Here is an 11,265-nt window from a genome sequence, read left to right as displayed (position 1 = left end):
TGGGCCGGGCCGGTACACCACAGGGGGTAGGCCGGCTACCCCCGTGGTGGGCCCGAAGATCAACCCCGGGTGGGGCGAGATGGCTCCGCCGTCCGGGCTACATTTCCGCCGTCCCGTGCGACGTGGACCAGACGACGGAGGAACGATGAAGCTCACGACGAAGGCCGCCCTGACCCTTACCGCCGTCCCGGCGGCGCTGTTGCTGCTCGCGGGACCGGCGTCTGCCGGCTCCGGTTTCGATGTCACCGGCACCGGCGGTGACATCGGCGGCGCCTGGGCGCACGGATACTACGGGAAGGCGGTCGACGGCCGGGTCCACCTGAGCGGCGAGCTGAAGGACACGGCGAGCGACGGCAAGGGCGCAGCGCTCAAGATCCACGCCGTGTACGCGGACGGCGGCATGCGCGACGTAGAGGTCTGGAACACGCGCGGCAACCAAGCGGTCGTGAGCATCGGCGAGTACACCTTCGCAGGGAACGTGCGTCGTATCGAACTCAAAGAATGCCTGTTGCACCGCGGAGGAGACGGCAGCATCTATGTGGGCACCTGCGCCGCGGGCGCGGAAGTCCTCTACTTCTGAAGCCCGTCCGAACGACGACGCGACTGGCCGCAGTACTTGCCCGAAACATCAGGAACGACATCAACCGCACCTGTCACCCAGGAGCGGCCGGGGCCTCCCCGTATCAGGGTGTACGGGCCGCAGACCGGACTCGGGCCCCGGCAAGGCAGGCGAAGCCGGCAACGGCCGCGGCCGTCAGCCACATGCCGAGCTGCGGCTCAGCCGTCAGGACCGTCTGGTCCCGCACCAGATCCTGCACGTTCACACCCCACCACACGGCAAGCTCTTCCAGCGTCGGAGGGGTGGCGAAGAGCACGGAAGCAACCGGACCCGCCAGCCCGACGGCCATCCCGAAAAGCATGCCGAAGGCGACAGATGCGCTGCTCAGTCGACTGCTGACGACAACGAGCAGCATCATGACCGCTGCGCATGCAGCCTCTTGTGCCACGGTCTGGCCCGGGGCTGTCGACAGGCTGCAGCACTCGGTCAGTGTCTGGGTACTGGTGCGGCCGTCCGCTTCCTGTGTGACGGTGGTGCGCAGCCAGGACATCCAGACTCCGGCAGCCCAGAGTGCGGTCAGAAGCAGCCCGGTCACCATCCACGGTCTGCCCAGTCGGAACTCACGGAACCGCAGGGCGCCCGCCTTGGCCACGCCGGTGGTGGTCACGGCCGCTGCGGCGACGAGGAGTGCCCCGCTGACGAGGTTGAGCCAGTAGCCGGGACCCGGCCCGTAGAAGAGGTCACTTCCCGATTCTGGACTGCGCAGGAAGTCGCCCGTCGTGGAGATCAGCTGTGCGGTGAACACCATGGCTGTGCCGGCGATCACGCCCGCACCCGGACGAGTGGTGCGCCCGCGAAGCAGAAGCAGCGCCCCCGTAGCGAAGCCCGCGGCCAAGGTCGCCGTGTACGCCACCGGGCCGGAGGCGTCCGCCAGTTGCCGGGGCGCAGCAGCCGGTCCTGAGTAGGAGTAGGGCTGGAACAAGGACACCGCGAGGACGAGCAGGTCCATCAGTACGGTGCCGGAAGCAGCAGCGCGCCGCTTCACAGAGAGAACCCCATGCGCCCTTCCCGGGGGCCTGGACGTGGTGTGAGCCAGGACCACGAGCGGTTCTGCACCGGGCACCGGTGCAGGAGAACGCAGAACCGCTCCGCACCGTTCGCAGCTCGTATCACCTGTGCTGGCCGCCGGCCCACACACTATGCAGGACATGATTCCTCACCGTGTCGATTGACCCCGCTGAACAGGGGGACGGCACATCGTACGGGCGCTCCTTCAGGTTGAGCCCGCGATGGGATGCCGCACGCGCTGGGGCGGTCTCGGGCCTTCGCCCGTAGCCCGTCCTGCCTGCGCCGCAGGCCAGGCCCTCAGGCGGCGAACGGGTTGGTGTGGCCGGGCAACTGCTGCCCAGGGCGCAGGAACCGCTGCCCTCCCTGTTCGTCGCGCACCGCGAGGAACCCGGCTTCCGTCAGCCGCTGTGCGATCTTCCTGCGGCGGATCGCGCCCACCTCGAACGCCACGGTGCTGAGCAGCGCGACCGCCCCGCCGGAGGCGACCGCTTCGACCGGCGACTTGTCGATGAGCAGGAGGAGGGTCAGAACCGCGCAGGCGAGGTAGACCTTCACCTTCTGGCCCCGGTCGGCGACGTACAGGGCCATGACGTCGAAGGTGATGAGGTCCTTCAGCACGGCCACGGCACCGACCGCTTCGGGCAGCGGCTTCAGCGAGCCCTGCTCCAGCCCCGGCACGGTCCCGCCGTTGCCCGCCTGCGGGTGCGCGGTGATGGTGGCCGCCTCGCGGACGCGCGCGTCCGGCTGTGGGTCCCGGTACATCCGGACCTGGACGAGCGAGTTCTTGAACCCGGTCCTGTACGCCATGCCGTAGGTGTAGCCGTACTGCTCCGCCACGTGCGCCAGGGCGGCTGCCTTCAGCGTGGAGCCCTGTGGGGTGACCTCGACGGTGTCCTGCTGACGGGCGATCTGCTGGAGCATCCCTGCTATGTGACGTTCTACGGACATCCTGTTCCCCGCCCCCTGGGACCCGCGCCTGGGGCCGACCGACGCACAGCCTAAGGGGTGTCGTAGACGGTTGACCCGAGCACCTCCCGCAGGTCCCTGATCCACATCTGCTGCAGGACGATGATGATACGAGGCAGCAGCCTCCGCCCGGGTACGGATACCGCCCCCGCCCCGGAAGTCCCCATACACGCGAAGACGTGCTCCACGCGGGCCCGGACCTGCTTGTGGGATGTGTTGTGTGCTTCCTTCCAGTCGGGAGGGTCTTCGCCTTTGCGGCGGCGGCGGGGCATGACGAGTCCGGTGCCGGGACAGCCGCCGTCAGCGATCGTGGTGGTCCTGCCGACGGCAGCTTTGGCGCCGGATTCCTCCCACGCCTTGCAGTCGTTGCGGTTTCCGGGCAAGGGCCGGCCGACCATGACCACGAGTCGGCTTTCGGCGTCGATGACGACCTGGTGGTTCGTGGAGTACCTGTAGTTCTTCGACTCGGGGCTGGAGCGCGAGAATCGGCCCGAGGTGGTCAATGATGCGGCCGACCGCGGACTTGGAAACCCCGAACAGCGGCGCCAGCTGGCGCAGGATCAGGTTCGTGCGCCAACAGGCGGCGACCAGCAGCACACGATCCTCCAGTGGCAGGCTCCAGGGCCGGCCCTTGCGCACTGGGTCCGCACCTTCGCGCCGCAGCGCGGCGATGAGCCTGCTGAACTGACGCGAGCTCAGCCCGGTGAAGGGGACTATCCAGGACGGCTCCGACGCCGTGATCACACCAGCCACTGCGAGATGGTTACACGGTCCCCACAAGTGCCGGCCTGCGAGATTCAGGAGAGGGCTCGCTGTGGTTCCACAGCCTTGAGCAGGCACTCGCGGTCGTCCACGCTGAGTAGTCCGTCCCGAAGACTCTCGTCCTCCAGCAACGCGCGCAGCTCAGAGGCGTGTGTGGCGAACGCGGCCCTGCACCATTCCCGTTCTGGGTGATCGCACTCGTTGCCGAAGAGCCCCGCCTGGCCTTCGTCGACGGGTCGAGACAGCTCCGCGACGTAGGCCAAGAGTTCGACCAGCCCGGGGCGCACCCCGATGTCAGGGACGGCTGCCAGGCGGATCAGGAAGGGCAAGGCAGTCGGCATGGCCGCGCTCAGGTGAAGAATGCTGTTCATCAAGACGTTGCCCAGCACGCGCAGGGCCTCGGGGCCGGCGGCCTGATCGAGGAGCCCGCGGAGCAGGACCGGGATCCCAGCAGGACAACCGGGAATCTGCGACCAGTCGGCATCGGCGCAGCCCACAAGCGCGGGGTGATCGCCTTCGGCTTGCCCTGCCTGCGGATACTCGCGGAGGAACCGAGCGACAGCAGCCTCTCTGGCCGCCGCATCCACTACGCACATCCCACTGCCCCCGGCTCACACAGCATCGCCCCTGTGAGCGTCCGCCGGATGAGACTCTTCCCGGAGTGGCCGTCGAGCGCAAGTGCCAAGGTCGCCGGCTGACACCGCCCGCGCGGGCGTAGTGGTGTGACAGCCCGGCGCTGCATTCCGGGACAGCCCGTAGGTGTCGTCGGCGCGACCGGCGGCAGCACCAGCGACAGCGACAGCCAGGCGAAGCCGCCGGCCACCTCGTCCGCCCCTTCGCAGGCGCCCGAGAAGAAGGCTGCGGTGGTGTGGCCCCTGCCCAGGGTGCTTGTTCCTTGAGGTAATCCGCTGTCCTGTCCGAGTGGTGCATCCGTAGGATCACCCCATGACTGCCGATGACCCGCTCACCCGAAAGTCGTTCCGTCGCCTCCAGCCGATCACCACGCCCAAGCCTGTGCCTCTGCTGCCCGATCGTGTGTGGACTGACGAGGACTGGGACCGGATCCGGCGCGGATGTGCAGCCCGGGACATGGATCAGAAGTGGAACGTCTTCGTCGAAGGCGATGTCGTCTTCATGCACCGGAGTTGGACCGGTCTCGGCATCTATGCGGCGTCCTTCGCCCCCGTGGCTGATGGTGGCAGGAGGATCTCCTCTGCCGTGGTGGAGTCCGATGGAGAGCGCTATCGGAGCATGGGCGACGAGTACGACCGCCTGATGATCGAGCTGATCATCAGTGCCATCGTCCTTGGTGAGCCGGCCACCGACCTCCGGCCCGGACTCGTGGATCTCACGGCTCGGGCTTCAGGCAAGAGCGATCTTCCCTCGGGTGTGGTGCAGCACAGTGTTCTTGGACTGCGTTCTGAATCGTGAGACCTGGTGGCGGCGTACACCCCTATCCGCTGTGCTCAGCTCCCCTGCCCGAGATGAGGGCGATCGTGATGCAGCCCGTCTTGGAGATATACGCACCTGACGACTTCGGCCTCTGGCCTGTCGCCGAGGTCGGGTCGTTTCCCTTTCTGCGGCTCTGGTCCATTTCTTGTGGTGCGGCCACGCAGGGTGGCCATGGCGGTTGAGGGGTCATGGACCTTGCGTCAGAACGGCGGGGCGTCGCTGTAGCTACCGCCTGTCCAGTTGCTGTCCCAGGAAGCGCGGGCGGCTCTGAGGCGGGCGTAGTGCTCGCGGGCCGCGATGTCGGACGCGTTCTCCAGTGCGCTGGTGTCGTGACCCCAGGCTTTCAGCGCGTCGAGGACGCGGTCTCGGTGGTGTCGGTCGGTGCTGGTGGCCAGTAGGCGTCGGGCGTGGTCGGCCAGATCGGATCGGTGTCGGGTGAGGAGGGGGTGCTCGATGAGGGGGATGGCGGTGACCAGGGCGCTGTGGCGCACGTCGGCGTCGTCATGACCGAGAACGCGATGAACTGCCGAGAAGATCGCCGGGCGTGCGTCCCGGAACGCCCGCATCTGCTCATCGTGAATTCCCTCACCGTAGTGGTGTTCGTCAATGGCAACGCACTCGTCGTTGGCGTCGTAGGCGGTGTCGCCGAGCCAGTCGAGCAGCTGCACGAGAGTCGGGCGGTTCGGTGCCTCGGGGCCGGGGTTGGCCTCGCCCGATGTGATGGCCGGATCATTGAGGAGCGCCGCGACGCAGAGCGCCACTGGGACAGTGGCCTCGTAGATGCTGTTCTGGTGAGTCACGGGCCCAAGCGCATCGTGCAGAGCGGCTTCCCTGATGACCGGGTCAGCGTCGGTGAGGAGTGTCAGTGCCGCTGGCACACCCTCGCCCGTCCCGCAGGCAGTCGCGAGCGACGCCCAGTTCGTACTGTCCAGCAGTGTTCGAAAGGGAGGCAGCGTGGCGGGGTGAGGCTGCTCGTTCTGGCTGCTGCTGTCGGTCACTTGCTGAGGCTAATGCGTTGACGAGTCAAAGTTGTACGCGGGTGTCACGTATGGAGCAGGACGCGCTTGCGGAGGAGCTCGAAGCCTGCGCGCCCGAACATCTCGCGGTTCAGCATCTTGATCCGATTGACATGGCCTTCGACGACTCCGGAGTTCCACGGCAGCGAGAGTCCGGCAGTGACAGCATCCAGATCGCGTTCCAGGTGCAGGGCGAATCGCTGGAGGCTGGGCAGGTCGGCGGTGGTCGCTGCCTCGATCCATGCCGGAAGTTGGTGGCCTTGTAACTGAATGAGCATGCCGGCGAAGGAACGGACGTGCCCGGCGAGTGCGTCCAGTTCAGGGCAGTTCGCCAGTACGACCTGGCCGGGGCGATTTTCGGGCGATCTCAACAGCCATTGACGACGAGCAACGGTCACGCTGCGTACACGACCACAAGAAGTGGACCAGAGCCCCTTCTTCTCAGCGGGGTGCTCACCTTGTCCGCGCCTCGCCCCGGCACCCGCGGCCCGGATCCGGCCGGCCTCTCAGGCTCCCGGTCCGCTCGGCCTCTCGGTGGCGGTGGAGGCGGAGTCCTCGGTGTAGTAGCGCCGTAGGAGTTCCCGCTCGGCGTCCCGGTGCGGGAACATGAAGAAGATCAGCAGCGCACCCAGGCCGATCGCGGCCAGGCCGACGGTGTACGCCCAGTCATCGCCGTGGAGGAACGACTCGCGTGCTGCCGCGACGATCTGGTCGGCGTACTGGGGATGCTGCTGGGCGACCTGCCCGGCGGAGGCGAACGACTTCGTCAGCTCGCTCTGGACCTGGTCCGACACGTCCTTGCTCTCGGGGGATGCGGCGATCGCCGCGCTGAAGGCCGAGGCGTAGCCGGCGGTGAGGAGAACGCCCATGATGGACTGCATGACGGCCCCGCCGAGGTCCCGTTGCAGGTCGGCGGTGCCGGAGGCCATGCCGGCCCGGCGCACGGGCACCGATGCGGTCAGCGAGTGGGATGCGGGCGTCCCGGCGAATCCGGAGCCGATGCCGATGAGCACGTAGGCGAGGCCGATCTGCCAGTAGCTGCTGTCCTCGCCCCAGAACAGCAGCATCCAGGCGAAGGCGAGGAAGAGGAACGCGTAACCGATCAGCAGGGTCGTGCGGGCACCGCGCGTCTCGACCAGCTTGGCGGATCGTGGGGCCACGAGCACGATCATGACGACGAGGGGGAGGATGGCGGCGCCGGCTTCGACGGGGTTGTACTCGAGCACGTTCTGCAGGTACTGCTGGCTGATGAACGCCGACCCCATCATGGCGCCGTACACGATGATTCCCGCGCATGCGGCGACCCAGAACGTGCGCCGACCGGCGATGTGGAGGTCGTACAACGGGTTGGGAGCACGGCGCTGACGCCAGAAGAACGCCGCGCCACCGGCCACGGCGATCACCGCGAGGCCGACGACCAGTGCCCCCTGGCCGGGGACGGCGGCGAAGTTGATCGCCAGCACCAGTCCCGCGACCAGGAGGACCGACAGGACGCCGCCGAGGTTGTCCAGCGGTTCGGCCGACTCGTTGGCGTGCGCGGGGACGAACAGCAGGGCCATGACGAGGGCGACCACGGCGAGGGGCAGGGTGACCAGGAACACCGACCCCCAGTAGAAGCGTTCGAGCAGCGCGCCCGCGATCACCGGCCCGAGCATGGAGATGCCGCCGCCCAGGGCCGACCACAGTGCGATGGCCTTCGTCCGCCCCGGCCCCGCCCACAGGGCGGTGATCAGTGCCAGGGTGGTCGGGTAGGCCATGCCGGCCGAGAGCCCGCCGAGGATCCGGGCCAACACGAGGACGGTGTCGCTCGGCGCGAACGCGGCGAGCAGGCAGGCGGGGACGGACAGGGCGGTACCGAGGAGCAGCAGCAGCTTGCGCCCGTGACGGTCGCCGACCGCGCCCAGATAGAGCACCGATGCGGCCAGGCCGAGGGAGTACCCCACGGCGATCATGTTCAGCGCGCTCTGGGAGGAGTCGAAGGCCTTCCCGATCGCGGGCAGCGCCACGTTGGCCACCGACAGGTTCAAGTTGGCCACCGCGGCAACGATGATCAGGGACGCCAGGACGAGCGACGCCCGAGCCGGGGCCTCAGGCGGAACGTCGATGCGAGGCGCATCGCTTTTCGACATGGGACCTCCGGGGCGAAATGGGGCTTGGCGAGAGTCTTGCCTGATCTACCGCCCCGCACCTCGCCCCATCGGGATGACACGCCGACCGTTGCCGACGCAGTCCGCCCACCCCGCCGCTGCCGCCCCGGTTCACGGACGGCATCGCGGCCTACGGCATCGGCCCTGACAGCCACCGGAACGGCTGGTTCGGCATACGTGTCCACGCCCGCACACCGTCATTGATGCCGCGGGCGGGTCCGGGGCGTCAGGTCAGGCTCCACGACCATGTCCCGTCTGCGGTGACGAGGCAGGCGAGGACCACCAGGTCGGCAAGGCCCAGGGCCATGCCCAAGCGGGCCCGGCCGGGCCTGGTCGTGTGCCGTCGCAGGGCGAGCGCGCCGAGGACGAGGGCGATCGGGCCGAGGAAGAGGTTCATCACGAGCAGCCCCACCAGGCCGAGCACGAATGCGGTGACGGCCATCGCGTCGGCGTCACGGGTACGGGCCGGGGCCTGAGCCTGATCCTGGGCCGGTGCCGGGTCCTGAGCCTGGGCCCCGGCCCTGGCTCCGGTACGGGCCGGGGTGTGGGCCGGGTTGCGGGAATCGGTGAGGGGGGTCATCGCAGACCTCCCCGTTCGTGGTCGAGACGTGCGGCCCGGCGGAGGCCCGAGAAGCGCTCGCGTGCGGCGAAGAGGGCAAGCCAGAGGGCGATGACGAGACCGGCGACCAAACTGACGGGTACGGGGACGTGGGCCACGGCGCCGAGGACGACGCCGAGCACCAGCAACGCACCTACGAGGAAGAGCATGATGCGTCCTTCCATTCAGGTAACAGTTGTTCACTGACTACCCGGTTCAGTTTGCCTCATGCTGGCGGAGGACAAGTGTGACGCGGTTGACTTTGCGCCATGACTTCGCAGCCCGGCTTTCGTGAGGCCCAGCGCCGCCGTACCCGACGTGCCCTTCTCGACGCGGCCTTGGCGCAGTTGGAGGAGCGCAGCCTCGGCAGCCTCGGCCTCAGGGAGGTGACTCGGGCCGCCGGAGTCACCCCCACCGCCTTCTACCGGCACTTCCGGGGCATGGACGAGTTGGGGACCGCACTGGTCGAGGAGGCGCTGGCCAGTCTGCAGAAGACGGTGCGGGACATCCTCGCGGCAACCGGAGACGCCGCCCGGCGCGGCGACGCGGCGGTGGAGCTCGTCGCCGAACTGGTGCGCAGCCGACCCGCGCACGTCCGGTTCCTGGTTCGCGAGCGCCACGGCGGCGTGCCGGCGGTGCGCGACGCCATCGCCGGGCAACTCGACGTCCTCGCCGAGGAGACGGGCGTTGCGCTCGCTGCCGACCCCGTCAGCGCGGGCTGGGACGCCGAGGACGTGACGATGCTCTCCCGGCTGCAGGTGGACCACATGTTCATGACGGCCTCGGCGTTCCTGGCCGCCTCGCTCCGCGGGGAGGACTGGTCGGCCGCCACCTGCACGGCCCGTGCACAGCTCCGCCTGATCCATCTCGGGCGGGTGAACTGGCCGACCTGACGGCGCGGAGCGCCGCTACGCGGCCTGTCGCACCACGTCCGTGTCGGGCGCCACGACGAGGAAGGCGTCCCGGTCCAGGTCCATCACGACGGTCGCCCGCTGGCCCCGCTCCCGGCACCGGGCCGCGTACTCCTCGGCGGGCCAACTCCCGTACGGGTCACCGGCGGGAAAGGAGTCCAGCACCTTCGTACCGCGCACCGCCACCACCTCCTGAGCGAAGAGCCGTCCTTACCACCCTGTGCCCCGGGCTTCGGGTCCCATGCGCCCTGACGCGGTCCGCGTAGCGCGACACCTGCTTCGACGTCTCCGTCGTCTCCGCCGTCTTCGCCGTCTTCGCCGTCTTCGCCAGCCGGACTCCGACCGGCCGATGTCATCGACCGGGGCATCGACCGAGGCATCGGCCGCGACCGGCCGCCCCGGTCAGTACTCCTCGTCCGGGTAGCCCCACTGGACCTTCGCACTCGCGCCGGCGGCCACCGTGGCGACGGCCGCCGCGAACAGCCCTTCGAAGTGCGGCCGCCACAGGTAGAAGCGGCTGATCCCGAGCGGGAAGTCGGATTCGCCGGACACGAAGAACGCGCCCTCGTCGTCCACGGCCACCCCCAGGGACACCTGGAGGGCGAGGGACTCTTCGCGCAGCAGCTCCTCCAGGGCACGGACGATTTCCCAGGCCTGCGGCTCATCCCTGACACCGGTGACGGTGAAGGCGAGATCAATGTTGACCGACATAGGAGGAGCGTAGGGGGCACCACCGACAACGGCACAGGGCGGTAGGCCCCTTGGCACCGGCAGGCCCGCTGCGCCTTCGGCAATGGCGGTCTCGACGACACGACGAAGGGCATTCTGGGACACCACGGCGGCGTGTGATGATATGCGTCCAGTCCGGGGAGGCGATGGTGCTGAGAAGAGGCGCGCGGTGGGCCGCGGGCGCGATGACCGCGGTCTGTATCGTGCTGCTCCTGGGCCCCAGCGCACCGAGCGGTGACGCGCCCGCCGCCAGGCTGCCGTTCGACGCCGCCAAGGCAGTCGTACCCGACCGGGTGGGCACGTGGAACATCTGCAATCCGTGCGGCGGGAGCAGGCACAACTTCGGCCGGGCGACGGAGATCGCCACGTACGCGCCGCAGGTGATCGGCCTGCAGGAAGCCTGCGAACGCGACGTCGAGCAGATCCGCACGTACCTGGAGGAGGTCTACGGGCTGGTCTACCGGGTCGAGTACGGGGTGGTGCTGCGTAACTGGAACCGCTGCGGGGGCCTGCCGTGGCGGCCGGGCGGCTTCGGCCAGGCGATCCTCTCGGCGGCGCCGATGACGGACCGGGTGAGCGTCGAATACCCCGACGGCGGCTCCGAGGACCGCGGATACCTGGCCGTCACCACGCTGGTGGGCGGCCGGCCCGTCCGCGTCTTCAACACCCACCTCGCCCAGCGCCGACAGGAAGAGGTGCGGGCTGGCCAGGTCGAGGTGCTCGCCGCGGAAGTCGCCCGTCACCACCGGGCGATCGTCCTCGGCGACTTCAACGCCGTACCGCGGGCGCCCGAACTCGGCCCGATGTGGCCCCTGGCCGCGGACACGGACCCCGGCTGCCGCGCTTCGACCGCCGGTACCGACGCCTGCACGACGACCACCGATTGGGACAGCAAGTTCGACTACGTGTTCCTGCGCGGCATCACCGCGCGCACGCACCGCGTCCGCCCCAGCCCGCACTCGGACCACCACTTGCTCCACACCGACCTGAACCAGGACTAGGCCATTTCCTTCTCCTCCCCGGGCCGGGCCGCCCCGGCACCAGTACCCCCCGGGCC

General features: G+C 68.9%; 13 protein-coding genes and 2 pseudogenes. 4 read left to right on the top strand and 11 right to left on the bottom strand.

What is annotated here, in order from left to right:
- Nucleotides 1-145 precede the first annotated feature (145 nt).
- On the top strand, nt 146-580 hold the full coding sequence (locus IO30_RS0113675; RefSeq protein ID WP_031142712.1) for a hypothetical protein: 435 nt from the start codon (nt 146-148) through the stop codon (nt 578-580).
- A gap of 103 nt (nt 581-683) precedes the next feature.
- Here IO30_RS0113675 and IO30_RS0113670 read toward each other — a convergent pair whose 3' ends face one another.
- The 4 genes and pseudogenes from IO30_RS0113670 to IO30_RS0113650 form a co-directional block, all read right to left on the bottom strand.
- The gene (locus IO30_RS0113670) at nt 684-1,568 is read right to left on the bottom strand and encodes a hypothetical protein (RefSeq protein ID WP_031142710.1); all 885 of its coding nucleotides are present in this window, start codon (nt 1,566-1,568) and stop codon (nt 684-686) included.
- 356 nt (nt 1,569-1,924) lie between these two features.
- Nucleotides 1,925-2,575: a hypothetical protein gene (locus IO30_RS0113665; protein WP_157853239.1), complete on the bottom strand. Its 651-nt coding sequence runs from the start codon at nt 2,573-2,575 to the stop codon at nt 1,925-1,927.
- Between the two features lie 176 nt (nt 2,576-2,751).
- Nucleotides 2,752-3,346, bottom strand: a pseudogene (locus tag IO30_RS43385) (transposase family protein); the annotation flags it as partial.
- Nucleotides 3,347-3,390: 44 nt separating this feature from the next.
- Nucleotides 3,391-3,942, bottom strand: coding sequence for a hypothetical protein (locus tag IO30_RS0113650; RefSeq protein ID WP_051859228.1), 552 nt, complete (start codon nt 3,940-3,942; stop codon nt 3,391-3,393).
- A 358-nt stretch (nt 3,943-4,300) separates the two neighbouring features.
- On the opposite strand from IO30_RS0113650, the gene IO30_RS0113645 reads away from it, so the two are divergent.
- Nucleotides 4,301-4,786, top strand: a complete 486-nt coding sequence (locus tag IO30_RS0113645; RefSeq protein ID WP_031142704.1) for a hypothetical protein — start codon at nt 4,301-4,303, stop codon at nt 4,784-4,786.
- 221 nt (nt 4,787-5,007) lie between these two features.
- Here the strand turns inward: IO30_RS0113645 and IO30_RS0113640 are convergent, their stop codons facing one another.
- From IO30_RS0113640 to IO30_RS0113620, 5 genes and pseudogenes are all read right to left on the bottom strand, one after another.
- Nucleotides 5,008-5,805, bottom strand: a complete 798-nt coding sequence (locus tag IO30_RS0113640) for a hypothetical protein (RefSeq protein ID WP_031142702.1) — start codon at nt 5,803-5,805, stop codon at nt 5,008-5,010.
- A gap of 44 nt (nt 5,806-5,849) precedes the next feature.
- Nucleotides 5,850-6,194: pseudogene (locus tag IO30_RS47610) on the bottom strand (transposase); the annotation flags it as partial.
- A gap of 135 nt (nt 6,195-6,329) precedes the next feature.
- Nucleotides 6,330-7,952, bottom strand: coding sequence for an MFS transporter (locus tag IO30_RS0113630; protein ID WP_031142699.1), 1,623 nt, complete (start codon nt 7,950-7,952; stop codon nt 6,330-6,332).
- Between the two features lie 244 nt (nt 7,953-8,196).
- Entirely contained in the window at nt 8,197-8,550 is a 354-nt protein-coding gene (locus tag IO30_RS46930; protein ID WP_031142697.1) for a DUF4190 domain-containing protein, read from the bottom strand.
- Nucleotides 8,547-8,738, bottom strand: a complete 192-nt coding sequence (locus tag IO30_RS0113620; protein ID WP_031142695.1) for a hypothetical protein — start codon at nt 8,736-8,738, stop codon at nt 8,547-8,549. Before IO30_RS0113620 ends, IO30_RS46930 begins: the two co-directional genes overlap by 4 nt.
- Before the next feature lie 99 nt (nt 8,739-8,837).
- On the opposite strand from IO30_RS0113620, the gene IO30_RS0113615 reads away from it, so the two are divergent.
- Complete coding sequence (locus IO30_RS0113615; protein WP_031142693.1) at nt 8,838-9,461, top strand: TetR family transcriptional regulator; 624 nt, start codon at nt 8,838-8,840, stop codon at nt 9,459-9,461.
- Nucleotides 9,462-9,476: 15 nt separating this feature from the next.
- Here the strand turns inward: IO30_RS0113615 and IO30_RS0113610 are convergent, their stop codons facing one another.
- Complete coding sequence (locus tag IO30_RS0113610; RefSeq protein WP_051859265.1) at nt 9,477-9,659, bottom strand: hypothetical protein; 183 nt, start codon at nt 9,657-9,659, stop codon at nt 9,477-9,479.
- 222 nt (nt 9,660-9,881) lie between these two features.
- Complete coding sequence (locus tag IO30_RS0113605; RefSeq protein WP_031142689.1) at nt 9,882-10,190, bottom strand: hypothetical protein; 309 nt, start codon at nt 10,188-10,190, stop codon at nt 9,882-9,884.
- Between the two features lie 164 nt (nt 10,191-10,354).
- Between IO30_RS0113605 and IO30_RS0113600 the strand changes: the two genes are divergently transcribed.
- On the top strand, nt 10,355-11,209 hold the full coding sequence (locus tag IO30_RS0113600) for an endonuclease/exonuclease/phosphatase family protein (RefSeq protein ID WP_051859227.1): 855 nt from the start codon (nt 10,355-10,357) through the stop codon (nt 11,207-11,209).
- The last annotated feature ends 56 nt before the right edge of the window (nt 11,210-11,265 follow it).

The organism is Streptomyces xanthophaeus (genome assembly GCF_000725805.1).
Classification (GTDB): Bacteria; Actinomycetota; Actinomycetes; order Streptomycetales; family Streptomycetaceae; genus Streptomyces; species Streptomyces xanthophaeus.
Note: the sequence above shows the minus strand (reverse complement) of the source record. Positions and strands in the feature narration are given on the sequence as shown.